The sequence below is a fragment of the Rhodococcus sp. SJ-2 genome, from assembly GCF_053750035.1.
Window position 1 is genome coordinate 5,204,530 of record NZ_CM132340.1, and the last position, 24,692, is coordinate 5,229,221.

Below are 24,692 nucleotides of genomic sequence, written 5' to 3' on the forward strand. Positions count from 1 at the left end.
CTGGATTCTCGTTCAGCGTCGCGCTCAGGCAGCCGGAGCGTTGACGTCGGCGGGCAGCGCGGCCTTCGCGACAGCCACCAAGCCTGCGAATGCCTCGGTGTCGGAGACGGCAAGCTCAGCAAGGATCTTGCGGTCGACCTCGACACCGGCAGCCTTGAGGCCCTGGATGAACCGGTTGTAGGTGATGTCGTTCGCGCGGGCCGCAGCGTTGATGCGGGTGATCCACAGCTTGCGGAAGTCGCCCTTGCGCGCGCGACGGTCGCGATAGGCGTAGGTCAGCGAGTGAAGCTGCTGTTCCTTGGCCTTGCGGTACAGACGCGAGCGCTGCCCGCGGTAGCCCTTGGAGGCCTCGAGAATCGAACGGCGCTTCTTCTGGGCGTTGACGGCCCTCTTCACGCGTGCCACTGATATGTCCTGTCAGGTTCGGGGGGCTGGTACTCGGCCCCCGGGGTGATCGGTCGGGAAGGCTCAGATGTCGAGCAGGCGCTTGATGCGCGGCGCGTCGGCGGGCGCGACGACGGCGGTCCCGTCGAGGCGACGCGTGACGCGCGAGGACTTGTGCTCGAGCAGGTGGCGGCGACCGGCCTTCTGGCGCAGGATCTTTCCGCTACCGGACACCTTGAAACGCTTTGCGGTGCCGCTGTGGGTCTTCGACTTGGGCATGGAGTCCTCAGTTCTTGTCGTGGATACATCGGTGCTCGCGCGCAGCACCGGATGTGCTGCCGGAGCGGCTAGCTGGTCTGTGCCTCTCCCGATTGATCCTGCTGCTCCTGCGCCGCAGGTGCGGCGGGTTCTGCAGGTACCGCGGGGGCAGGCCGGGAAGACTTGGCCGGAGCGGCATGCGCGGCTTCCTGAGCCTTGGCGCGGGTCTTCGCTCCCTTGTGCGGGGCCAGGACCATCGTCATGTTGCGGCCGTCCTGCTTCGCGGACGTCTCGATGAATCCCAGGTCGGCGACATCGGCGCCGAGACGCTGCAACAGACGGAATCCGAGTTCGGGACGCGACTGCTCACGACCGCGGAACATGATGGTCACTTTGACCTTCGAGCCGGCCTCGAGGAAGCGAACGACGTTCTTCTTCTTGGTCTCGTAGTCGTGGTCGTCGATCTTGGGACGGAGCTTCTGCTCCTTGATCACGGTCAGCTGCTGGTTCTTGCGCGATTCGCGCGCCTTCTGCGCGGCTTCGTACTTGAACTTGCCGTAGTCCATGATCTTGCAGACCGGCGGGCGGGCGTCGGGGGCCACCTCGACGAGGTCGAGGTCGGCTTCGATGGCCAGGCGGAGTGCATCTTCGACACGCACGATTCCGACCTGTTCACCACCCGGTCCGACGAGTCGGACCTCGGGAACACGGATGCGTTCGTTGATGCGGGTCTCAGCGCTGATGGGGCCTCCTAGGTAGAAATGCGGTGTGGTCTTCCTGACCGCACCGCAGCACGCGGGGCCCGGCGATTCCTCGACGAAAAAACCCCGCTGCAGTGCTGATACACCTGGCGGGGTCCGTACCGACCGGTCGACGCGCCGCGGCACCGCCGCGACCACGTTCCATACCCTTGAGGGCATGAACTCTCCGAGCGCCGAAACGTTCGAAGGACCGGACCACTGCGCCGCAAAAATCACACGGCCAGAGGTGGGAGTCGGACTCCACTTGCTGCCCGCGCGGGTACGCGCAGGCGGTCGTAGCGATCAGTCTAGCAAAATATGCACGTCGGCGCCGAATCGGGCGTCGATGGACGCACCCGGGACACGAGCACCGCTGCGCTGGTGGGATCCTCGAGGACATGACCGACACCCCCGATGTCCCCCACCACGATGATCAGCCCGCGGATATTCGCGACCTCGCCGACATTCCCGCGGTCGAGGTGATCAGCCGCGCTGCGGTGATGCTGATGAGTTCCGCCGCAGAAAAGCTGGGCCTCGCCGACGACGATCCCGACGCGAGCGACCGCTTGGACCTCGATGAGGCGCGCCGTGTGATCACAGCCCTCGCCGGGCTGGTCACTGCCTCGGTCGAGTACCTCGGCCCGCACGCCGGTCCGATCCGTGAGGGTCTGCAAGCACTTCAGAAGGCATTCCGCGAGGCTTCGTCGGTACCGGATGCACCCGGCCAGGGTCCCGGCGAGAAGTACACCGGCCCTGTCTACTGACCTTCAGCGCATGCTCGCCTCGCCCGTCAGCCTGCGACTGCCTTCTTTCGGGGCGCACGCTTGCGGGCGGGACGAGCAGACTTCTTCTCCTGAGCCGGGACGGATTCCGCGAGGGATTCCGCAACGAATCGGCCTGTATAGCTACGTTCGACCGCCGCGACATCCTCGGGTGTGCCTTCCGCAACGACCATGCCGCCGCCGGACCCTCCTTCCGGCCCCATGTCGATGATCCAGTCCGACGTCTTGATCACATCGAGATTGTGTTCGATGACGATGACCGTGTTGCCCTTGTCGACGAGGCCGTTGATGACGCCGAGCAACTTCCGGATGTCGTCGAAGTGCAGACCGGTAGTCGGCTCATCGAGGATGTAGGCGGTTCGTCCGTTGGAACGTTTCTGCAGTTCGGCAGCGAGCTTGACACGCTGAGCCTCACCACCGGACAACGTCGTCGCCGGCTGACCCAGTCGGACATAACCGAGACCCACCTCGACGAGGGTCGCAAGGTAGCGGTGGATCGAGGTGACCGGTTCGAAGAACTCGGCGGCCTCCTCGATCGACATGTCGAGCACCTCAGCGATCGTCTTGCCCTTGTAATGCACCTCGAGTGTTTCCCGGTTGTACCGGGCGCCGTGGCATACTTCGCACGGCACGTACACATCGGGGAGGAAGTTCATCTCGATCTTGAGGGTGCCGTCACCCGAGCACGCTTCGCAGCGACCGCCCTTGACATTGAACGAGAAACGTCCGGGCTGATACCCGCGCACCTTCGCCTCGGTGGTCGCAGCGAAGAGGGTGCGGATCTTGTCGAACACTCCGGTGTAGGTCGCGGGGTTCGACCGGGGTGTCCGGCCGATCGGTGATTGGTCGACCTGCACGAGCTTGTCGAGCTGATCGAGACCGTTGATGCGGGTATGCCGCCCGGGCACCTGCCGCGCACGGTTGAGCTTGTTGGCCATCACCGTCGCGAGGATCTCGTTGACGAGCGTCGACTTGCCAGAGCCCGACACGCCGGTCACGCAGGTGAGTACCCCCAGCGGGAATGCGACGTCGATCTCACGGAGATTGTTCTCCCGGGCACCGATCACGGTGACCTGACGTTTCGGATCCACGGGTCGGCGCACGAGTGGAACGGGAATCGATTCGCGACCCGACAGGAACGCGCCGGTGATGGATTCGGAGTTGTCGAGAAGCCCCTTGTAGGTGCCGCTGTGGACGACATGCCCGCCATGCTCGCCGGCGCGCGGTCCGATATCGACCACCCAGTCCGACGCGCGGATGGTGTCCTCGTCGTGTTCCACGACGATCAGAGTGTTTCCGAGATCGCGCAGCCGGGTGAGGGTATCGATCAATCGGCGATTGTCGCGCTGATGTAGACCGATGGACGGCTCGTCCAGTACGTAGAGGACACCGACGAGACCTGAGCCAATCTGGGTAGCGAGCCGGATACGTTGAGCTTCGCCACCGGACAGGGTGGCGGCCGCCCGAGCGAGAGTGAGGTAATCGAGACCCACGTCGAGCAGGAAGCCGAGCCGTGCCTGCACTTCCTTGAGGACCTGGCCGGCGATCGCCGCCTCCCGGGGCCCGAGGGTGAGGTTGTTCAGGAAGTCGGCGCACTCGGCAATCGACAGCTCGCATACCTCGGCGATCGACTTGGCGCCGAGGTTGTCCGCGGTGATCGTGACCGCCAGGATCTCGGGTCGTAGCCGGGTGCCGCTACACGTCGGGCACGGAATGTCGCGCATGTAGCCGTCGTAGCGTTCCTTCATCTGTTCCGACTCGGTCTGCTCCATGCGGCGATGCAGGAACGGCATCACGCCTTCGAATTCGGCGTAGTAGGAGCGGACTCGGCCGTAACGGTTCTTGTAGCGGACGTGCACCTGCTCGGTACTGCCCTCGAGCACCGCCTTACGAACTTTTGCGGGCAGCTTCTTCCACGGTGTGTCGATGTCGAAGCCCATGACGTCGGCCAGCCCGGTCAGCAGACGGGTGAAGTATTCGGAACTCTGCCCCATCGACCACGGTGCGATCGCGCCGTCGGCGAGGCTGCGGTCCGGGTCGGGTACCACCAGGTCGGTATCGACCTCCTTACGTACGCCGAGGCCGGCGCAGTCGGGGCACGCACCGTACGGGGAGTTGAAGGAGAACGAGCGCGGCTCGAGGTCGTCGATCGCGAGGGGATGCGCGTTCGGGCAGGCCAGGGATTCGGAGAATCGACGTTCGCGATCGGGGGCGCCCTCGTCGCGGTCGACGAAGTCGAGGACGACGATGCCTTCCGCGAGGCGCAGCGCGGTCTCGACGGAATCGGTGAGACGCTGCTTGGCGGAGGGCTTCACCGCGAGGCGGTCGACGACAACCTCGATGTCGTGTTTCTCCTGCTTCTTGAGCTTGGGCGGCTCGGAGAGCGGATACACCACCCCGTCCACCCGGACGCGGGAGTAGCCCTGCACGGTGAGGTGCTCGAACAGGTCGACGAACTCGCCTTTTCTGGTCCGTACCACGGGCGCGAGGATCTGGAAGCGCAGACCGGCTTCCATCTCGAGCACCTGGTCGACGATCTGCTGCGGCGACTGGCGGGCGATCTTCTCGCCGCACACGGGGCAATGCGGAGTACCGGCACGCGCATACAGCAGCCGGAGGTAGTCGTAGACCTCGGTGATGGTGCCGACGGTGGAACGGGGGTTCCGGTTGGTCGATTTCTGGTCGATCGATACCGCAGGCGAAAGTCCCTCGATGAAGTCGACATCCGGCTTGTCCATCTGGCCGAGGAACTGCCGCGCATACGCGGACAGCGACTCGACATAGCGGCGCTGGCCCTCCGCGAAAATCGTGTCGAACGCAAGGCTCGACTTGCCGGACCCGGAGAGGCCGGTGAACACGATAAGACTGTCGCGCGGCAAATCCAGGTCGACACCGCGCAGGTTGTGTTCGCGCGCCCCTCGTACGATCAGGCGATCCGCCACGCCAGTTCCTTCCTTGTCGACAAGGCCGCATTCGGGCCCTTGCCCATCGTAGGCGCGTGCACCGACACGTTCCGGTCTGCGGCCACTCGACCTCGGACGATGCGGCGCAGAGGTAACGTGCGGCACATGACGCAGCAGCCTCTCATCATCGATGACCACTACACCGGCGAGGTCTCCCCGGGCGGCCCCGCGCAGCGACGCAGCATCCCCGGTGCGACTATCGTCAAGCTCTCGGTCGGTCAGATGGACAACAACACCTACCTCATCACCGACACCCGAACCGGCAAATCTCTGTTCATCGATGCAGCCAACGAACCGGACCTGCTCGTGCCCTATCTTGCCGAGCATGCGCCGAATCTCGAACTGATCCTCACCACGCATCAGCACTGGGACCATTGGCAAGGCCTCGAGCAGGTCGCTGCCGCCACGAAGGCACCGACCGCAGCGCACCCTCTCGACGCCGAACCGCTGCCGGTGACCCCGGATCGTCTCCTCGAAGAGGGCGACACCATCCGGATCGGCGAACTCGGCCTCGAGGTGCTTCACTTGTCCGGGCACACCCCCGGTTCGATCGCACTCGTACTCGAGGAGGCCGGTACCGGACGCCATCACGTCTTCACCGGCGACTGCCTCTTCCCCGGCGGGATCGGAAAGACCGCCGATACAGCGAAGTTCACTTCACTGCTCGACGACGTCGAGGCGAAGCTCTTCGGACGGTTCGGTGACGACACGGTGATCTACCCGGGCCACGGCAAGGACACCACGCTCGGAGCCGAGCGTCCGCATCTGCAACAGTGGCGTGAGCGCGGCTGGTGACATCGCAGGTGCGGGGCCCAGGACCATCAACCATCACCCCGCCGGACATCCTGACTCGACCCTTCTGCCCGAGCTCCGATCCTGCAGGAGCACAACCACATACGCACATCGGTGCGAGCACTCCGCCTCGGCGCGTTCACGGAAGCGGAACGCGTGTCTCCCGCCTGTCCATCCGGGTCACTTCGTCGATTCGAGGATGATCGGCGGGGGATACCGACCGGAGGCCACGATCGGAACTGTCAGGGGCGACGAGTGGCCACGCCGACAATTATTCGGCATATTATGGGATTCCGTCCGGTCCGAATTCGATCGCAGCACATCCTCAGCCAGATCTCGCATACTTCCGATCCGATCCGGGTACACGTGGCAGGGTCTGAAACAAAGCGACGCGGAGAAAGAGGCTGCACATGATCGTCCGAAGGATTGCTCGCCCGATGCTCGCATCCATCTTCATCGCAGGGGGAGTCGACGCCCTGCGCAATCCCACTCCCAAGGCCACCGCGGCCCAGACAGGGCTGGACCAGATGCTCGGCGTCGCACCCGATTCGGTCACCGACCGGCTACCCAGCAATCCGGAGACCCTGGTGCAGATCAATGCCGCGGTCCAGGTCGGGGCGGGCGCGCTTCTCGCCATCGGCAAGTGGCCGCGGATCTCCGCCCTGGCCTTGGCAGGCACCGTTGTCCCGACCACCATCGCCGGCCACGACTTCTGGAATTACGACGACCCTGCCGCACGCGCCCAGCACCGCACACAGTTCCTCAAGAACGTGGGCCTCCTCGGTGGACTGCTTCTCGCATCCGTCGATACCGAAGGCAAGCCGTCACTCGGCTGGCGAGGCAGGCGCGCCGCGCGTCATGCCCAGGAAGCCGTGGTGGCCGCCTTGCCCGGATCGACGTCGGATCATGCGACCGGCGACGCCCTGCACACTGTTTCCGAACGAGTGAAATCGCTCACCGATGACGCGAGCCAGCAGGGAAGCGCCCTCTTCGAGAAGGCCAAGGAACGTGCACCCGAACTCGCCGAGGTAGCGCGCGAGCGCGGAACGGAAATCCTGGGAGTTGCCCGTGAGCGAGGTCCCGAGCTCGCCTCGGTCGCGCGTGAACGCGGCGCCGAGCTCCTCGATGCAGCCAAGGAGCACACCCCGGAGCTCACGGACGCCGCAAAGGATCGCAGCAGCGAATTGCTCGAACGTGCACGAAACCGCGCCCCCGAGTACGCCGAGGTCGCGCGACGGCGCGGCTCGAAATTGTGGGAGACAACCCGCGATCGAGGGACCGAACTGGCGCATCTCGCCGAGGAACGAACCTCGGAACTGAACGCGAAAGCACTCGAGAACGCGCACCGGGCACAAGCACGCGCGGAGAAGACGCGGACGAAGGCAGAGAAAGCGCGAGCGAAGGCGGAGAAGGCGCTTCAGAAGAAACTCGGATAGCGACCGGAGCCGGGGCGGACACACCGAGATTTCTGCACACGGGCCCCCGCCGAACTAGACTCCTTGGACACTTTCCTCGACGTGCCTGCGCGTTCGAATCGTTCCAACCCGAGGAGTTCATGTGCCGGATGATGGCGCGCCCCATCCCGACCTCGAGCACGAGCAGCGTTACCTGTCGATGCTGTACACACAGCTCGACGCACTGCGGGAGTACACCCGGACGCGCTTGAAGCGAGTGCTACTGGAGACGGGCGGCACTCCCCAGGCGCGTAGCGAGCGCGAATCGTTCACCCAGATGTATACCGAGGACCTCGCCAAGTACGACGCGGCCGAACACGGACTGTGTTTCGGCCGCGTCGACGTCCGCGAAGCCGCACACAGCGGCGACCCGGACGGTGACGGTGGGAGCATCGAAGCGCGGTACATCGGACGCATCGGCATCCTGGACGAGGACAACGACTACGAATCGTTGTTGCTCGACTGGCGCGCTCCTCTCGCCAGACCCTTCTATCTGGCCACCCCCGCAGCACCGGAGGGGGTGGTACTGCGCCGACACATCCGCAGCCGCAACCGCACCGTGACTGCCCTCAACGACGAGTACCTCGACCTCGACACTGCACGCGAGCACGCAAGCGTCGGATCCGCTGGTGGCATGGCCGGCGAGTCTGCGCTCCTCGACGCGCTCAACGCAGCCCGCACCGGGCAGATGCACGACATCGTCGCGACCATTCAATCGGAACAGGACGCGATCATCCGCTCCGAGCACAAGAGCGTGCTCGTGGTTCAGGGCGGCCCCGGCACCGGCAAGACCGCGGTCGCTCTGCATCGCGCCGCCTACCTTCTGTACACCTACCGCAAACAACTCGCCAAGAGCGGCGTGCTCATCGTCGGGCCCAACTCGACGTTCCTCGACTACATCGGTCAGGTGCTTCCGTCCCTGGGCGAAACCGGCGTGCTGCTGTCCACTGTCGGCGACCTCTATCCCGGGGTCACGGCCACCCTCGACGACGGTTTCGAGGCCGCAGAGATCAAAGGCTCCCTCGACATGGTGGACATCCTGAAGACGGCGGTCCGCGACCGGCAGGAAGTGCCAACGAAGCCCGTGCACCTCACCTTCGACACCTATCGACTCACGCTCGACCGCAAGATTGTCACGCGCGCCCGAGGCCGCGCTCGGTCGTCCCGTCGCCCCCACAATCTGGCACGGCCCATCTTCGTCTCCGCTGTCATCGAAGCGCTCGCGGATCAGATGGCAGAGCTCATCGGAGCGGATCTCGTCAATGGCGGAAATCTCCTGAGCCGCGAGGACATCGGCGACATCCGCTCGGAGATGCGGGCCGATCCCGACATCGTGACCGCAATCGACGCACTGTGGCCGACACTGTCACCGCAACGCGTGCTGTCGGACCTGCTGGCGTCGAAAAAGCGTCTGACCGCAGCCGCCCCCGGTCTCACCGAAGCACAGATCGACGCTCTCCATCGCCCGGGCCTACACGCTGGTTTCAGTGCCGCGGACGCACCACTGCTCGACGAACTCGCCGAACTGCTCGGCATCGACGATGCGGCAGAACGCGAAGGGGCCGCCAAGCGGTGGCGAAGGCAGATCGCCGACGCCCAAGGTGCATTGGACATCCTCACCGGTTCGGCGCCACAGGATCTGGAGGACGAACTCGATCCCGAACTGTTGATGGCATACGACCTGATCGATGCGTCGCAACTCGCCGAGCGTCAGGACATGAAGCAGCACCGGACGACGGCCGAACGAGCGGCAGGTGACCGGACCTGGACGTACGGGCACATGATCGTCGATGAGGCGCAGGAACTGTCGGCCATGGCGTGGCGCATGCTGATGCGCCGGATCCCGAACCGGTGGATGACCCTGGTGGGCGACACCGCTCAAACAGGTGACCCCGCCGGAACCTCGTCGTGGCACCGGATCCTGGAGCCGTACGTGAAGAACCGGTGGCGCAAGGCAGAGCTGACGGTCAACTATCGGACGCCCGCCGAGATCATGCACATCGCGCACGACGTGCTCGCCGAGATCGATCCCGAACAGGTTCCGCCTCGCTCGGTGCGCGATTCCGGATTCGAGCCCTGGGCGCGCCAGGTCGATCGGAATCACCTCGTCGATGTGGTCCGTGAGGTCCTCGATGCCGAGGTCGGCCCCGGCCTCACCGCAGTGATCGTTCCGCCGCGCCTGGTGCACGAATGGGCGCACCTGGCCTCGGATTCGGTGCGGGTGGCAACCGTCAAGGATGTGAAAGGACTCGAATTCGATTCGGTGGTGCTCGTCGAGCCGGCCGAGATCCAGGAGGAATCTCCGCGCGGACTCAACGACCTGTATGTGGCGTTGACGCGCGCGACCCAGCGCCTCGGGGTGGTCCACACTGCACCACTGCCGCAGGTACTCGGCGGGCTCACGACCTCGCTCGGGGCGAGTGACGCGGCGGAGAATCCGGCGCCGTGCTGATCCGTAGGTGGTCGTCCCCCCGGGAGGCCGGCCGTCGAGCAGCTCGACCGATGGTGCTGGGGGTGCTGGTGGGGGTCGTCGCCGCGGCGGTCTCGTGCGCCGACTCCCCCGATCACGTGGAACACGCACACGCCCCCGCCGCGACCTCGACGACGACTGCTCGTCCGGAGCAGAAGGCGCCGTTGCTCGATGCGCATGCCCTTCGGTTCAGGAATGCGTTGGCCGACTCCGGGTTGGCGGCGGGCGTGCCCGACGAGACACTGCTCGCGGTGGGCCGAGGGGTGTGCAGCCGATTGGCATCCGGCGCTCCGGAGGAAGAGGTGATCGGGGTGGTCCGTCCGATCGCGGCGTATGCCGCGACGGTCTCGGAGACGACGATGCCGGGCGACGAAGCCGCCCGGCATTACATCATGATCACGCGCGAGAAGTTCTGCTGACGTCAGCGCACCGTGTGCACGATCAGCACGTCGGAGGTGGACTTGCGGGCAACGTCCGACGGCACCGACCCGAGAAGGCGACCGGTCAGAGTGTTGAGTCCGCGATTGCCGATGACGACGAGGTCTGCATCGACCTCTTCGATGAGGGTCAGCAGGGAGTCGACGGGCGCGCCCACGATCGGCCGCTCGACGACGTCCTTCGCACCCGCTACCGTCGCCTTCTCCCGAGCGGTGCGGAGGATGTCGTAGGTCGGTGCGGAGCCGGTGACCTGATACGCCTCGTCGCGGAGGACGTCGGCCGCCTGGGCGGTATCACGGGCGTCAACGGGGTAGTACGCGCATGCGATCACCAGTTTGGCTCCGGCGTCCGCAGCGAGAGCGGCCGCCTTCTCCACGGCGCGGTACGACGACTCCGAGCCGTCGGTGCCGACGACAATGGTCCGGTAAGCGGTCATTCAGTCCTCCATCGATGATGTGTCGGCGCGGTGGCCGATCGGTGGCGACGGATCGAACAGGCGATCCCCCACACCTGATGCTGGCAAAGACACTAGCGGTCGCGGGGGTACGGGTGGGATGTTTGGGGTCGACACCTCATCAGAACCCGTTGTGTGTGTTACCTCGCGTCACCGAAACGTGGTCCGAACATGCCTCCGGGGAGCGGCCCGACATCAGCGATCGTGTCGCGCCACGGTACGGCAAGGTCGAGCAGCCGCTCGACCACTTCCTCACCGGCTGCCGCCCACGGTGCCACCCCGAGATCGTCGGTGAGATCCTCGACCAGCTCACGCACTTCGAATCCGTCGCCCGTCAACGTACCTGCGCGGTCGAGCAGTCCCGCCCCACGCAAGGCGGACTCGGCCCCATCCCATTCTTCGGCGGTCCAGCCTCTGTTCGCCTTCACGAATTCTGTGGTGAAGCCGATCCCGCTGGCGGTGTGTGTCACGAGCGCGTCGAGTCCCGTGAGCCCGGCGCCCTGCAACGCTGCGACGTGTCCGTCCCCACGGTATTCACGAAGCAGGGTCAACGCGTGCCAGAACACCAGGTGCGGCGCCTCCGGCCACGGCTGATCAGCGTACCCGGCGAAGAGTGCCCTGCCTTCGACGCCGGGGATCGACCGGGCAACGATCGCAGCCAACTCCGCGGCCTCGACCATCTCCTGTGACGCGATGACATCCGCTCCGAGCCACCGCGTCATCGCGGCATCCACTCCACGCACGCGAGCCGCATACACCGCGGACGGTGCGGCGATCTCCCATGCCGCGGGCAACGCTGCCCCGATCAGTCGCGGCGCGAAGTTGTAGAAGGTCGCGGTCGCGACGGCCGGCCCGACCGTGCCCATCGGCGCGACTCGGGACGCCACATACTTCATCGCAGAGCCCTTCAGCCCGAGCTCTCCCAGCTCCGAATGCACTTCCGGAGCGAAGTAAGTGAACGAATGAAGGAGCTCGAGGGCGCGAGCGGCGCGACCGGCGGCAGCAGAATCCATGAACCGGAACACTACGGCACCCGGCGGCGCGACCCGGGCGTGATTTCTGCCCAGGAGTGATTACTGGAGTCCAGCGGCGTCCATACCTCGCAGCTCCTTCTTGAGATCCGAGATTTCGTCGCGTAGACGCGCGGCGAGCTCGAACTGCAGGTCGCGAGCCGCCTGCATCATCTGGTCGGTCAGTTGCTGCACGAGATCGGCGAGTTCCGCGCGAGGCATCGATTTCGCGTCGCGACCCTCGACCACACCTGAACTTCCGATCCTCCCCGATTCGCCTGCAGCCCGGCGGCCGCGGCTCGCGTTGCGGCCCGACCCGCCCACCTCGATCTTCTCGGAGTCCTCGGCCTCCTCGTAGACCTGATCGAGGATGTCGGCGATCTTCTTGCGCAACGGTTGCGGATCGATACCGTGTTCGACGTTGTACGCGATCTGCTTCTCACGGCGCCGTTCGGTTTCGTCGATGGCGCGCGCCATCGAGTCGGTGATCTTGTCGGCATACATGTGAACTTCGCCGGAGACGTTGCGGGCCGCACGACCGATCGTCTGGATCAGCGACCGGGTCGAGCGCAGGAAGCCTTCCTTGTCGGCGTCGAGGATCGCCACGAGCGACACCTCGGGAAGATCGAGACCTTCGCGAAGAAGGTTGATGCCGATGAGGACGTCGTATTCCCCGAGTCGGAGCTGACGGAGCAGCTCCACGCGCCGCAGGGTGTCGATATCGGAGTGCAGGTACCGTACGCGCACCCCGAGCTCGAGAAGGTAGTCGGTGAGATCCTCGGCCATCTTCTTCGTCAGAGTGGTCACGAGAACGCGTTCGTCGCGCTCGACACGCCCCCTGATCTCGTGCAGAAGATCATCGATCTGCCCCTTCGTGGGTTTGACGACAACCTTCGGGTCCACGAGCCCGGTGGGCCGAATGACCTGTTCGACGAACTCGCCGCCCGCCTGCCCGAGTTCGTAGTCGCCGGGGGTCGCCGACAGATACACGGTCTGGCCGATCCGGTCGGAGAATTCCTCCCAGGTCAGAGGACGATTGTCGACGGCGGACGGAAGCCGGAACCCGAATTCGACGAGGTTGCGCTTGCGCGACATGTCGCCCTCGTACATCGCGCCGATCTGCGGCACTGTCACGTGGGACTCGTCGATGACCAGCAAGAAGTCTTCGGGAAAGTAGTCGATGAGGGTAGCGGGCGCCGACCCCGGGCCGCGCCCGTCGATGTGTCGCGAGTAGTTCTCGATGCCCGAGCAGAAGCCGACCTGACGAATCATCTCGAGATCGTATTGTGTGCGCATCCGAAGCCGTTGCGCCTCGAGGAGCTTTCCGCGGTTCTCGAGATCGGCGAGGCGCTCCTCGAGTTCGGATTCGATCGAGTTCACGGCGCGTTCCATGCGTTCAGGGCCGGCCACGTAGTGCGTTGCGGGGAAGATACGCAGCGAATCCACCTTGCGGATCACGTCGCCGGTGAGCGGATGCAGGTAATAGAGGGCGTCGATTTCATCACCGAAGAACTCGATGCGGACTGCGAGCTCTTCGTAAGCAGGGATGATATCGACGGTGTCACCCTTCACGCGGAAGGATCCACGTGTGAATGCCATGTCGTTGCGGGTGTACTGCACGTCCACCAGCAGACGGAGCAGGGCGTCGCGGGGTACTTCGACACCGACCTCCAGCTGCACCGACCGGTCGAGATAGGACTGCGGCGTGCCGAGTCCGTAGATGCACGAAACGGACGCAACAACCACGACGTCGCGACGCGAGAGCAGTGCCGAGGTGGCGGAGTGCCGCAATCGTTCGACGTCGTCGTTGATGGACGAGTCCTTCTCGATGTAGGTGTCGGTCTGGGCGATGTACGCCTCGGGTTGGTAGTAATCGTAGTAGGACACGAAGTACTCGACCGCATTGTGGGGAAGCATCTCGCGCAGCTCATTGGCGAGCTGCGCGGCGAGAGTCTTGTTCGGTGCCATTACCAGTGTGGGGCGCTGCACCCGCTCGATCAGCCATGCTGTGGTCGCGGACTTACCGGTGCCCGTGGCACCGAGGAGTACTACGTCCTTCTCCCCCGACTTCAGGCGGCGCTCCAGTTCGTCGATGGCGGCGGGCTGGTCGCCCGCGGGCTCGTACTCGCTGACCACTTCGAAACGTGCGTCGGTGCGCTCGATCTCTCCGACCGGGCGGAACTCGGAATGGGCAACAACCGGATGCTCGCTTGCGAACGCCATGCGATCCAGGGTAGGCGCTGCCACCGACATTCCGGCACCACCGAGCACACGGTCTCGCACTGGCCGCAACAGGTCGCGGTAGCGTGCCCACATGGTGCACCGTCTTCATCCGATCAAGGTGGAACGATTCGACGTGACCGCCCGGACCAACACCGACCCGAAGGGCACGGTGCGACCGGTCGAGTGTTTCCGAGTACTTCCGTGGGGCTTGTACATGGCCCGACCCGCAGATCACGTCCAGTTCGACTACCTCGAATCCTGGCTGTTGCCCTCTCTGCATCTACGAGCATCGATCTTCCACTTCCGACCCGGACACGAACGCGATCAGGACCGCTACGTCGACGTCGGAGCGTTCTGGCGTGACGGTGACGTCTGGCATTCACGCGACCACTACCTCGATCTGGTGGTCTCGACGGGGCGCAGTACCCGTGTCGAGGACATCGACGAGTTGTTCGCAGCCGTGGCAGCCGGGGTGCTCGACACCGACGATGCCGAGCGGGCGGTCGCCACCGCTGTCGCAGCGGTCGACGGAATCGCCTCCCACGGCCATGATCTGGACGCGTGGCTCACCGCCCAGGGTTTTCCTGTCGAATGGCGCTGAATCGATTCGATGCGCGCAGTGAACCGTTCACGCGCATTTTCACGTCGATATCGTTGGGCCGAACATCCGAAAACTCCTGGAAATCACATAATTCGACAACCTCGACGAGACCCACGCAAATACCTGCAGACCCCGCATGTTACTGTTTCGCGGTCAGCGAGCATTTGCATCACACGTGAAAAATCTCCGGACGAACGACCGGAGGGCAATCGGTGTCGACAGGGCGAGGAAACCCCTTCCTGTCGGCATGCGTGGCGCCGAAACACTTTCTCGAGCGCGCAGCAGCACAGCTGCTGTCCCGTTGACGTGCGCCCACAAATGGGCGTTGACCAGCAGGATACGTGCCCCGCGTGTCCGGAGCGGGCCGTGGCAGCGTCGCATCCCCTGGCCGTTCGGGTATACCGTCGACCCGCCGGTGGATAGCCGAAACCGAATTCGTGTCGCACTGTGCCCCGCGCCGGGCACCACGTCAATACGAAGGAGGTCGCATTGAACAGCACCGAGCTCGTTCAGTTCAGTGCCGTGACAGTTGTTCTGTTGCTTGTCTTATTCTATGGTGGAACATTTATCATTTCGGCCCGGATCGGCAAGAAGGACGAAAATGCCGACGGGTACATGACTGCCGGAAACAAAATTGGATTCGGCGTCTCGGCAGCGAGTATGACGGCCACATGGATCTGGGCGTCCTCACTATATGCGTCCGCAACCTCGGGATATACCTACGGAATCTCCGGTCCTATCCACTACGGACTCTGGGGCGCGTTGATGATTCTGTTCATCTACCCCTTCGGCAAGAGGATCCGCGCGGTCGCGCCCAAGGCACACACCCTGGCCGAGGTGATGTACGCACGACACGGGGCGTCGAGCCAGTTGATGCTCGCCGGATCGAATGTGGTGGGCAGCCTCATCAGTCTGATGTCGAACTTCATCGCGGGCGGCGTCCTCATCTCGATGCTTTCGCCCTTCTCGTTCGTCCAGGGCGTGGTGTTCATCGCGGCCGGCGTGCTCCTGTACACGCTGTGGTCGGGGTTCCGAGCGTCGGTACTCACCGACTTCGTCCAAGTGGTGGCCATGCTCGGAGCGGTTGTGGTGATCGTCCCGGCCGTCTTCTTCATCACTGGATTCCCCGACGCCTTCGAGACAGGTGCGAGCAACCTCAGCGAGCAGCAGAGCAACTTCTTCTCCAGCGACGCATTTCTCAACCAGGGCGCCCCTTATATCGCAGCGGTACTCGCCTATGCGATCGGAAACCAGACCATCGCGCAGCGTCTGTTCGCGGTACGTGAAGACCTGATCAAGCCCACTTTCATCACCGCAACCGTGGGCTACGGCGCGACGGTCATCGGTGTCGGAATGTTCGGTGTCCTCGCGCTGTACCTCGGGATCGACCCGATGGACGGGGACGTCAACAACATCATTCCGCAGATGGTCGCGTCGTATCTGCCGACGGTCCTGGTGGTGCTGTTCTTCGTCATGATCATCGGGGCACTGTCGTCGACGGCGGATTCCGACCTCGCCGCCCTGTCTTCGATCATGATGGCCGATGTGTACGGCCAGAACATCGCCGGTGGCAAGAAACACGCCGACCCGCAGCGCATGCTGTTCGTAGGCCGGGCCACGATGGTGCTCGCCACCGCGGCAGCAGTCGGATTCGCCAGTATGCGCTTGAACATCCTCGACCTACTGGTATTCGTCGGTGCGCTGTGGGGCGCGCTCGTCTTTCCGGTGATCGCCAGCTTCTACTGGGGCAAGGTCACCAACGAGGCGTTCACCAGCTCGGTGGTGCTCGCACTCGCCTTGTTCCTCCCGGTGCGATTCGAGTGGATCGCGATGGACGGCGCGGTCGGTTACCTCGTCGATATCGTCTCGGTCATCGGTGTAGGCGTGATCGCCGGCCTGATGGCATTCGGCTTCTTCGGGCTGCGGGTCGCGCGGGTCGTGGGCGTCGTAGCCGCGCTGATCGCCGCTCCGTTCTCGATCGGCTTCCTGCACGACTACGCAGTCCTCAGCGCATCGCTGGTGGCGTACGCGGTCAGCACGCTGGTGTGCTGGGCAATATCGGTGAACAGCAAGGAAGAGTTCGATTTCGATGTAATCGCACAGCGTGTCGGCGATTTCGACCCCGTGGAGGCCGACTCTGACGAAGATCCCGACAACGACCCGACCCTGACGAAGGACCGCGCATGAGTACCGTTGCCCTGACCATCTACGTCCTGATCTGGCCAGTCCTGGTGGCGCTGGTGTTACTTGTTCTCGGCCGCGGCTTCACCAAGGAATGGCTCGAAGCCCGACGGAACGGTGAAGATCTGGTCTGATCCACCTTCGTGCCGCATCCGGCTCGGCCCGCAGGAACGACACTGCCGTCGTCCTGCGGGCCGAGTCACGCAAGGGCCGAGTCACGCAAGGGCCGAGTCACGCAAGGGCCGAGTCACGCAAGGGCCGAGTCACGCAAGGGCCGAGTCACGCAACGGCGATGGTCATTTCAGGTGAGACTGGAGCAACGCTTCGAATGCCGAGCCGCCCCTGTCCTCCGACACAGCGGACGCGGTGTTGCCGGTCACCATCATCGCCGCGAGTTCGTCGGCGGCTCGGCGGATACGTCGCGGCAGTCCATCCTCTCCCCGGTTCTCCCCGCCCCCGAAATCTTCGGTGGCGGCAAAGATTCCCGTGGGTACCACGACCGCACCCAGGAACGCGAACAATGGGCGCATCGCGTGGTCGAGCACGAGCGAGTGCCGTGCACTGCCCGCGGTGGCCGCGATGATCGTCGGGGTGCCGCGTAGGACATCGGGGTCGAGGGCGTCGAAGAACATCTTGAAAAGTCCGCTGTAGCTTGCTGTGAACACCGGGGTCACAGCGATGAGCCCGTCCGCTCGTGACACTCGTTCACGGATGTCGGCCAGCGCGGGTGTCACCACCTGCGTGCTCATCATGGTTGCAAGGTCTCCGGCGAGGTCACGCAGTTCGACGATATCGACGTCCAGCGATTCACCGCGCGCTCCGATCGCAGCGATCACCGCATCGGCGATCCGATCGGACAGCAGTCGCGTGGACGACGGTTGCGACAGTCCCCCGGTGACAACGATTACGCGGCGAGTCATTTCGACGCTCCCGCGGCCTCCGTGTCGATCGTGGCGGGCACGACGAGTCGGTGCGGCGAGTCCGGTCCGGCCGCCAGCAGGGAGGCATGGGTCGGCGGATCCGAGGGCACGTGTGCCGGACGGCGACGCTCGAACTCGGTACGCAGCACCGGAACCACCTCACGACCCAGGATTTCGATCTGGTCGAGAACAACGTCGAGCGGCAGGCCCGCATGATCCATGAGGAAGAGCTGACGCTGGTAGTCCCCGGCGTAGTCGGCGAACCCGAGGGTGCGCTCGATGACCTGCTCGGGCGTACCGACCGTCAGAGGCGTCATCGCACCGAACTCCTCGAGCGACGGTCCGTGCCCGTACACGGGGGCGTTGTCGAAATACGGCCGGAACCGGCTCTTGGCCTCGGCTTCGGTGTCGGCCATGAACACCTGCCCCCCGAGCCCGACGATTGCCTGCTCCGCGGCGCCGTGCCCGTACTGCTCGAACCGGGTGCGGTAGAGCGTGATCATCTGCTGAATGTGTTCCCTGTTCCAGAAGATGTTGTTGTGGAAGAACCCGTCGCCGTAGAAGGCAGCCTGCTCGGCGATCTCGGACGAGCGGATCGATCCGTGCCAGACGAAGGGCGGGACGCCGTCGAGGGGCATCGGAGTGGAGGTGTAGCCGTGCAGCGGGGTGCGGAACTTACCGTCCCAGTCGACGACCTTCTCACGCCACAGGCGGCGCAGCAGGTGATAGTTCTCGATCGCGAGGGGGATGCCCTGCCGAATGTCCTTGCCGAACCACGGGTAGACGGGTCCGGTGTTGCCGCGTCCCATCATCAGATCGACGCGCCCACCGGAGAGGTGTTGCAGCATCGCGTAGTCTTCGGCGATCTTTACCGGATCGTTGGTGGTGATGAGGGTCGTCGCTGTCGAGAGGACAAGGTTCTCGGTCCTGGCTGCAACCCAGCCGAGCATCGTCGTCGGCGAGGACGGCACGAAGGGCGGATTGTGGTGCTCGCCGGTGGCGAAGACGTCGAGCCCGACCTCTTCGGCCTTGAGAGCGATCTTCGTCATGGCGACGATGCGGTCGTGTTCGGTGGGTATTTGCCCCGTCGTGGGATCGCGGGTCACATCTCCGATAGTGAAAATCCCGAATTGCATTCCCGAACCTCCGTCATGTCGTTGAACAGTCAACTACTTCAACGGTCTGCTCCGGCGGTTTGTTCCCCCGACCCGAGACAACGTTCGTGGGCGCAACGACGTGCCTTGTCGATGCCGAAAGTACTAGATCGACCAATCGGTCGCGTCCGCCCAATCCGACGCCCGGCGGTAAGCCCGGTCGAACCACGGCTCCTTGATTTCTCGGTACACCGCCGCCGCACGCAGAGGATCGGGCTCGTCGGCAGCCGACTGCGCCGCTGCGCGCTTGACTTCCGCATACTCCTGAACGGCCTCCGCGTCGGCCCGCAACCAGTCGCGCAGAAGTAGGGAGAACCGTTGCCCGGGCCACCCATCAACTCTCAGCGCCACGCGCGCGGGGCGGCCGGGATCGGCACTACCGTGCAACCTCATCGACCACACTGCGGGATCGGTCTCACCGCTCGCACTGTAGGACGGCTTCGGAATGTCATGGTCGATCTGCTCGATCCGCGGGAAGCCCGCCGCCGCAAGCGGCTCGAGGAGTGCATCGGCGTCCGCGAGGTCCGCGACGGTGACCTGAAGATCGAGCATGTCCACCGCGTCGAGTTCGGGCACCGCAGTCGATCCCACATGGTCGATGCGCACCGCAAGCCCACCACACGCGAGAGCCAGTCGCGCTACGAGACGCCGGGCCTGCTGCTCCCATCGAGCCTGTGCCGGTCCGAGAACCGGCTCGGCATGCACGGCTGTGCGAGTACGGAGGTTCTCCTCGAACGGCACCAGTCGCTGCTCCCACAGCTGCCGGACCGCCTCGACAACGGCGCCGGGCTCACCGGTGTTGTCGAGCCAGACGTCGGCGACTTCACGACGCTGCTCTTCGGTGGCCTGTGCGCGGATCCGGGCCTTCGCATCGGATTCGGGCATCCCCCGCAGTGCCACGAGCCGACGCAGACGTTCCTCCTCACCGGCATGCACGACCGCGACGAGGTGGAACGCGGGGGCCATGGAACCTTCGACGAGCAGCGGAATGTCCTGCACGACAATCGCATCGTCTGCGGCTTCCTCGACGAGTTCGGCCGTGCGACGACCGACCCGGGGGTGGGTGATCGCATTGAGCACAGCGCGCGCTTCGTCGGTCGCGAACGCCTTCTCCGCGAGCACCGGGCGATTCAACGAACCGTCTGGAAGCAGGATCTCGTCGCCGAACGCATCGACGAGTTCTTCGAGTCCCTCCGATCCCGGCGCCACGATCTCCCGCGCAATCACGTCGGCGTCGACGAGAACCGCTCCGAGTGCAACAAGCTCCCTCGCCGCGGTCGACTTCCCCGCGCCGATGCCTCCGGTCAACCCCATTCGCAACACGTCGCCCAGTCTTGCATCACCGACCGTGATATCGGAACTCGGGCTGCCGCAGTCACATCGCGGTCACGAGCGGGTCACAGGCCGATCGCGAGTGATCCACCACGAGTGAAACACGCCTCTCACCTGCGCCAAATGCAGCATTTGCATCTCTCGGTCGGATATCGTCGTCCAGAAGCGTCCGACCACAGAGTCCAGTCCACTCGAGAAGGCAAGAATGCGATCCTCCCAGTCATCACCCGGTCGGCATCGCCTCGGTATGGAAAACGGTGTTCACTGCATCCTCATCCCCGAGGTGGCCGCCGCACTCACAGAGCACCGACGCAATTGGCTCACGATGCTCCTGACCAACGCGCGCCACAGCCAGGCCGCCATTCGTAAGCGCGCAACTGGACTGCCTTCCCAGTGGGCGACGCCCGCAGTGGGCTGATCACCCGGAGAGCATCCGGTACCACACGGATTCCGGGCACGACTCGACCGGCGGCCTCTCCCATGCGGGAGGGGCCGTCGGTGTCGGAGGGGCTCAGTCCTCCCAGCCCCTCGGCGCCATGCCGAACAGTTCCGGGAAAGCGGACGACCCCGCACCGGATGGTGCGGGGTCGTCCGTCGAAGCGCTCTATCAGGCGTTGCCCGACAGCTTCTCGCGCAGTGCAGCGAGCTGAGCATCGCTGGCGAGCGAGCCGCCACCGGTGGTCTCGGTCTCGCCGGTCTCCGGGGCCGAATCCGAGGAGTAGTTGCTGCTGGACACGCCGGCAGCAGCCTCGGCAGCCTCGTCGGCAGCCATCTTCTCGATCTGAGCGGTGTGCATCTTGTGACGACGCTCGGCCTCCGCGTAGCGGGACTCCCACTCCTCACGCTGCTTCTCGAAGCCCTCGAGCCATTCGTTGGTCTCGGGATCGAAGCCCTCGGGGAAGATGTAGTTGCCCTGCTCGTCGTAGCTGTCGGCCATGCCGTACTTCGACGGGTCGAACTCGGCCGTGTAGTCCTCGTTCGCCTGCTTGAGCGACAGCGAGATACGACGACGCTCGAGATCGATGTCGATGACCTTGACCATCGCGTCGTCGCCGACTGCGACAACCTGGTCCGGAACCTCCACGTGGCGCTCGGCCAGCTCGGAGATGTGCACCAGGCCTTCGATTCCCTCTTCGACGCGGACGAACGCACCGAACGGAACGAGCTTGGTGACCTTGCCCGGAACGATCTGGCCGATCGCGTGGGTCCGGGCGAACTGACGCCACGGATCTTCCTGCGTCGCCTTGAGCGACAGGGACACGCGCTCGCGGTCGAGATCGACGTCGAGAACCTCGACGGTGACCTCGGTGCCGACCTCGACAACCTCGGACGGGTGGTCGATGTGCTTCCAGGACAGCTCGGAGACGTGCACGAGGCCGTCGACACCGCCGAGATCGACGAAGGCGCCGAAGTTGACGATGGAGGACACGACGCCCTTGCGGACCTGGCCCTTCTGGAGCTGGTGCAGGAACTCGCTGCGGACCTCGGACTGGGTCTGCTCGAGCCATGCGCGGCGCGACAGAACCACGTTGTTGCGGTTCTTGTCGAGCTCGATGATCTTGGCTTCGATCTCCTTGCCCACGTACGGCTGGAGGTCGCGGACGCGACGCATCTCGACGAGCGATGCAGGCAGGAAGCCGCGCAGACCGATGTCGAGGATCAGGCCGCCCTTGACGACCTCGATGACGGTGCCCTTGACGGCCTCGTCCTTCTCCTTGAGCTCCTCGATCGTGCCCCACGCGCGCTCGTACTGCGCACGCTTCTTGGACAGGATCAGGCGGCCTTCCTTGTCCTCCTTGGTGAGGACCAGGGCCTCGACCTCGTCGCCCACCGACACGACCTCATTGGGGTCGACGTCGTGCTTGATCGAGAGCTCGCGGGACGGGATGACGCCTTCGGTCTTGTAACCGATGTCGAGCAGCACCTCATCGCGATCGACCTTGACGATGGTGCCTTCGACGATGTCGCCATCGTTGAAGTACTTGATCGTGGCGTCGATGGCGGCGAGGAAATCCTCGGCGGAGCCGATGTCGTTGACGGCTACCTGCGGCGAGGTGACGGTGGTGGAGGCCATGTGTTTGAGTTGCTCCGGACGGGTTGATAGTCGGTTGATTAACGCTTTCGGACAGGTGGACCGGCGCTGACGTGCACATCGCGCACTTTCCACCACGAGTGCCCTCGCGCAGACCGGTGAAGGACAGAACTCGGGACACTCGCGTGCACTAGGCTACGCGGTCCGGTATCGCCCCGGCAAACTCACCCGGCAGGAAGCGCCCCGCGTTCCGCGAGCATGATCGTCATCAGACCCGATTCTTTGCTCTGCTCCTGCATCATTGCGCGCGCCATCCGCTTCACGGGACCGTCGTCGAGCAGAAGATCCACCGACCGCGCCATGGCGACTCCGCCCTCGTGGTGCCGTCGCATCAACTGAAGGAACAGCACCTCCCCGTCGCGACCACGAGCTGCCGACAGAGCGTCGAGTTCCGCGAGTGTGGCCATCCCCGGCATGCTCTCACCGGCACCGGCACCGGCACCGGCATTCGAACCGACGGCGCCTGCATGTGTGTGCGCGGCGCGGTGCCACCACATCGGATCGGGATTGGTCGGAGGCGCTTCTGCCAAGGTCAGCCAGCCGAGCAGAGTTCCGAGTTCGATCCGCTGCGCGGCATCGATCCGGTCGGCGAATGCGACGACGGTGGGATCGAAGTCCGGTGACAGCCGCGCCGTCATCTGCAACGCCTGCTGATGATGGATCACCATGTCCTGCACGAATCCGACTTCGACGTCGTTCAACACCGGTTCACCCGCGTCCGGCGGTTCCACCAGCGGCCGAAACGCCGCACCGACGACCAACAGGAGACCCGAGAGCGATACCAACGCCAGGACCCCGACCATGATGCTGGGCGCTCGGGAGAGGCCTCCTGCTCCGTTCATGACCCGATCGTGGACAACTGGTCGGCGGGTGGGGTGTAGACGTCCTCGCGCAGACGCAGCGTCATGAACCCGTTGTCCGAACAGCTGACCCACAGCTCGTTGCCTCGCCATTCCGGGGGCGAGAAGCACCAGTCGCTGGACAGGTCGCCGGCAACTACCATGCCGCTGCGTGACGAGCCCGCCTGGGCGAGATCGAACTGCCCTCCGATCGCGGCCTGCAGCACCGCGGGCGCACTGAGAATCGGTACACCGATCACGGATGCCAATGCGTGCGGCGAGTTCGGCCGCTCGAGATTACGCGCGGTCATCGCCGGTGGGTTGTAGTAGGCGATCTCCTTCACGTCGAACGGGTCACGGACGTCGAAGACGCGGATACCGGAGGACACCCATCCGCACGCCAGGGCCGTGGGATTCACCGGCCGGTCCGCCGAGCAGTAATGCGATTCGTAGGAGAACGCCGAACCACCCATTCCTGACGCGACCTGACTGTCGATGTTCTCCGGCAGATTGATCTCGAGCTTGACCGAATTCACGATCGTCGGTTTCGTCTCGTCCCCCACGTCGATGAGCTTGACCCCACCCGACCCACCTTCGTCGACCGTGAACAGGTACGGATGTCCCTCGTAGGAGACGGGAATGCTGTGCTGGGTGGCCCAGCCGTCCGTCCATGACATCGAGGCAACCTGAAGGACCTGCGCGCCTGGGTCACGGCGTTGCACGGCGCTGATGTCGAGCACCGTCAGGCCGCCGAAGTTGTTGGACAGGTACAGCCGGTCGCCGTCGGGCGAGATCCCGAACCCGTGCCCGGACATCCCCATCCAACCCTGCCAGATGACCCTCGGATCGGTCGGCTCCGTCAGGTCGACGGCGCTGAGCACCCCTTCGGTACCCGATGACCAGTAGGTGAGGCCATCGGGTGAGAATCCCCCCTCGTGCGCGGTGATCGGGAGCGGCATCCGCGGGTCGGTACCCGTACCGGGGTTGAGCAGTCGCGGGTGCGAGCAGTCGGAGACGTCGTACACCGACAGCAGCCCCGCACCGAACAACGCCGGAACACCTGTTCCCACCAACAGTTTTCGTCCCGGATGCACTTTGAGACTCTCCCAGGTTCCTGCGAGCATCGCCGGTTCGGTGAGTGTCACGGTCGGTCTCGGATCTGCGGGGTCCGACCCGTCGATCACCTGTACGCCCGTTTCCGGTCCGACGAGACTACCGGGGAAGATACTTCCCATGTAGGCGCAGTGGTCATAGCTTGCCGAGACAATGCCCGCGCCGTCACCCGCGAACCCGCCGAGCCGCGTGATGTTGCATTCGTAGCCTTCAGCGCTGCGTCCGCTGGCGCGATCAGCAGCAGGCACGTCGCCCTGCAACCCGGGCTCGGGTCGTGATCCGGGCCCGCATTCTGCGCGCGCCGCCGCATGCCGCCCGAACTCGCCGGCCTCTCGGACTACGCCGGACGAGTCCTGCGGCGGTGGACCCGCCGCGGCGATCCCCGCCGGCACCAAGAGCGCCGCCGCCGCGACGACGGCCGTGTAGCGGCCACGATTCCCCCACATGACATCCCCCCTTCACACCGGGCATCGATGCCCGGGCCCCGCGGTG

22 protein-coding genes are annotated in these 24,692 nt (G+C 64.8%); 9 read left to right on the forward strand and 13 right to left on the reverse strand.

Translation table 11 applies throughout. The annotated features are described in order from the left end of the window. Positions 1 to 24 precede the first annotated feature (24 nt). The 3 genes from rplT to infC all read right to left on the reverse strand — a co-directional run bounded on the left by rplT (position 25) and on the right by infC (position 1,562). Complete coding sequence (gene rplT, locus ACSYG9_RS24295; RefSeq protein WP_440124863.1) at positions 25 to 405, reverse strand: 50S ribosomal protein L20; 381 nt, start codon at positions 403 to 405, stop codon at positions 25 to 27. A 63-nt stretch (positions 406 to 468) separates the two neighbouring features. After that, on the reverse strand, positions 469 to 663 hold the full coding sequence (gene rpmI / locus ACSYG9_RS24300; RefSeq protein WP_054807968.1) for a 50S ribosomal protein L35: 195 nt from the start codon (positions 661 to 663) through the stop codon (positions 469 to 471). A gap of 68 nt (positions 664 to 731) precedes the next feature. Then, on the reverse strand, positions 732 to 1,562 hold the full coding sequence (gene infC / locus ACSYG9_RS24305; RefSeq protein WP_440124864.1) for a translation initiation factor IF-3: 831 nt from the start codon (positions 1,560 to 1,562) through the stop codon (positions 732 to 734). 218 nt (positions 1,563 to 1,780) lie between these two features. Between infC and ACSYG9_RS24310 the strand changes: the two genes are divergently transcribed. Next, positions 1,781 to 2,146 carry a DUF1844 domain-containing protein gene (locus ACSYG9_RS24310; RefSeq protein WP_440124865.1) on the forward strand — a complete coding sequence of 122 codons (366 nt, stop codon included), beginning with the start codon at positions 1,781 to 1,783 and terminating at the stop codon, positions 2,144 to 2,146. A gap of 26 nt (positions 2,147 to 2,172) precedes the next feature. Here the strand turns inward: ACSYG9_RS24310 and uvrA are convergent, their stop codons facing one another. After that, complete coding sequence (uvrA, locus tag ACSYG9_RS24315; RefSeq protein ID WP_454840279.1) at positions 2,173 to 5,106, reverse strand: excinuclease ABC subunit UvrA; 2,934 nt, start codon at positions 5,104 to 5,106, stop codon at positions 2,173 to 2,175. Between the two features lie 126 nt (positions 5,107 to 5,232). On the opposite strand from uvrA, the gene ACSYG9_RS24320 reads away from it, so the two are divergent. The 4 genes from ACSYG9_RS24320 to ACSYG9_RS24335 all read left to right on the forward strand — a co-directional run bounded on the left by ACSYG9_RS24320 (position 5,233) and on the right by ACSYG9_RS24335 (position 10,262). Next, positions 5,233 to 5,922: an MBL fold metallo-hydrolase gene (locus ACSYG9_RS24320; RefSeq protein ID WP_454840281.1), complete on the forward strand. Its 690-nt coding sequence runs from the start codon at positions 5,233 to 5,235 to the stop codon at positions 5,920 to 5,922. Between the two features lie 407 nt (positions 5,923 to 6,329). Then, positions 6,330 to 7,355 carry a DoxX family membrane protein gene (locus ACSYG9_RS24325; RefSeq protein ID WP_440124868.1) on the forward strand — a complete coding sequence of 342 codons (1,026 nt, stop codon included), beginning with the start codon at positions 6,330 to 6,332 and terminating at the stop codon, positions 7,353 to 7,355. Positions 7,356 to 7,476: 121 nt separating this feature from the next. Further along, entirely contained in the window at positions 7,477 to 9,825 is a 2,349-nt protein-coding gene (locus ACSYG9_RS24330; RefSeq protein WP_440124869.1) for an ATP-binding domain-containing protein, read from the forward strand. Positions 9,826 to 9,875: 50 nt separating this feature from the next. Next, entirely contained in the window at positions 9,876 to 10,262 is a 387-nt protein-coding gene (locus ACSYG9_RS24335; RefSeq protein WP_440124870.1) for a DUF732 domain-containing protein, read from the forward strand. A gap of 2 nt (positions 10,263 to 10,264) precedes the next feature. On the opposite strand, the gene ACSYG9_RS24340 is transcribed toward ACSYG9_RS24335, so the two are convergent. From ACSYG9_RS24340 to uvrB, 3 genes are all read right to left on the reverse strand, one after another. Beyond that, a complete protein-coding gene (locus tag ACSYG9_RS24340) occupies positions 10,265 to 10,717 on the reverse strand; it encodes a universal stress protein (protein ID WP_440124871.1) in 453 nt (150 codons plus the stop codon). A gap of 158 nt (positions 10,718 to 10,875) precedes the next feature. Further along, entirely contained in the window at positions 10,876 to 11,748 is an 873-nt protein-coding gene (locus ACSYG9_RS24345; protein WP_440124872.1) for an SCO6745 family protein, read from the reverse strand. Between the two features lie 60 nt (positions 11,749 to 11,808). After that, positions 11,809 to 13,968: an excinuclease ABC subunit UvrB gene (gene uvrB, locus ACSYG9_RS24350; RefSeq protein ID WP_440124873.1), complete on the reverse strand. Its 2,160-nt coding sequence runs from the start codon at positions 13,966 to 13,968 to the stop codon at positions 11,809 to 11,811. A 91-nt stretch (positions 13,969 to 14,059) separates the two neighbouring features. Here uvrB and ACSYG9_RS24355 point away from each other — a divergent pair, with 91 nt between their 5' ends. From ACSYG9_RS24355 to ACSYG9_RS24365, 3 genes are all read left to right on the forward strand, one after another. Continuing rightward, positions 14,060 to 14,569 carry a DUF402 domain-containing protein gene (locus ACSYG9_RS24355; RefSeq protein ID WP_440124874.1) on the forward strand — a complete coding sequence of 170 codons (510 nt, stop codon included), beginning with the start codon at positions 14,060 to 14,062 and terminating at the stop codon, positions 14,567 to 14,569. A gap of 489 nt (positions 14,570 to 15,058) precedes the next feature. Beyond that, a complete protein-coding gene (locus tag ACSYG9_RS24360; protein ID WP_454840285.1) occupies positions 15,059 to 16,756 on the forward strand; it encodes a sodium:solute symporter family protein in 1,698 nt (565 codons plus the stop codon). After that, positions 16,753 to 16,884: a putative transporter small subunit gene (locus tag ACSYG9_RS24365; protein ID WP_440124876.1), complete on the forward strand. Its 132-nt coding sequence runs from the start codon at positions 16,753 to 16,755 to the stop codon at positions 16,882 to 16,884. The genes ACSYG9_RS24360 and ACSYG9_RS24365 overlap by 4 nt, the downstream gene beginning before the upstream one ends. A gap of 162 nt (positions 16,885 to 17,046) precedes the next feature. Here ACSYG9_RS24365 and ACSYG9_RS24370 read toward each other — a convergent pair whose 3' ends face one another. The 3 genes from ACSYG9_RS24370 to coaE all read right to left on the reverse strand — a co-directional run bounded on the left by ACSYG9_RS24370 (position 17,047) and on the right by coaE (position 20,147). Further along, entirely contained in the window at positions 17,047 to 17,670 is a 624-nt protein-coding gene (locus tag ACSYG9_RS24370; protein ID WP_454840288.1) for an FMN reductase, read from the reverse strand. Then, positions 17,667 to 18,806 carry a CE1758 family FMN-dependent luciferase-like monooxygenase gene (locus tag ACSYG9_RS24375; protein ID WP_440124878.1) on the reverse strand — a complete coding sequence of 380 codons (1,140 nt, stop codon included), beginning with the start codon at positions 18,804 to 18,806 and terminating at the stop codon, positions 17,667 to 17,669. Before ACSYG9_RS24375 ends, ACSYG9_RS24370 begins: the two co-directional genes overlap by 4 nt. A 123-nt stretch (positions 18,807 to 18,929) precedes the next feature. Next, positions 18,930 to 20,147, reverse strand: coding sequence for a dephospho-CoA kinase (gene coaE / locus ACSYG9_RS24380; protein ID WP_440124879.1), 1,218 nt, complete (start codon positions 20,145 to 20,147; stop codon positions 18,930 to 18,932). Between the two features lie 214 nt (positions 20,148 to 20,361). Between coaE and ACSYG9_RS24385 the strand changes: the two genes are divergently transcribed. Continuing rightward, positions 20,362 to 20,574, forward strand: a complete 213-nt coding sequence (locus ACSYG9_RS24385; RefSeq protein WP_440124880.1) for a hypothetical protein — start codon at positions 20,362 to 20,364, stop codon at positions 20,572 to 20,574. Between the two features lie 189 nt (positions 20,575 to 20,763). Here ACSYG9_RS24385 and rpsA read toward each other — a convergent pair whose 3' ends face one another. From rpsA to ACSYG9_RS24400, 3 genes are all read right to left on the reverse strand, one after another. Next, complete coding sequence (rpsA, locus tag ACSYG9_RS24390) at positions 20,764 to 22,230, reverse strand: 30S ribosomal protein S1 (RefSeq protein WP_440124881.1); 1,467 nt, start codon at positions 22,228 to 22,230, stop codon at positions 20,764 to 20,766. Between the two features lie 182 nt (positions 22,231 to 22,412). After that, positions 22,413 to 23,090 carry a DUF305 domain-containing protein gene (locus ACSYG9_RS24395; protein WP_454840291.1) on the reverse strand — a complete coding sequence of 226 codons (678 nt, stop codon included), beginning with the start codon at positions 23,088 to 23,090 and terminating at the stop codon, positions 22,413 to 22,415. After that, positions 23,087 to 24,646 (reverse strand): LVIVD repeat-containing protein, encoded by a 1,560-nt coding sequence (locus ACSYG9_RS24400; RefSeq protein ID WP_454840293.1) that lies wholly within the window; start codon positions 24,644 to 24,646, stop codon positions 23,087 to 23,089. The genes ACSYG9_RS24395 and ACSYG9_RS24400 overlap by 4 nt, the downstream gene beginning before the upstream one ends. Between the last annotated feature and the right edge of the window lie 46 nt (positions 24,647 to 24,692).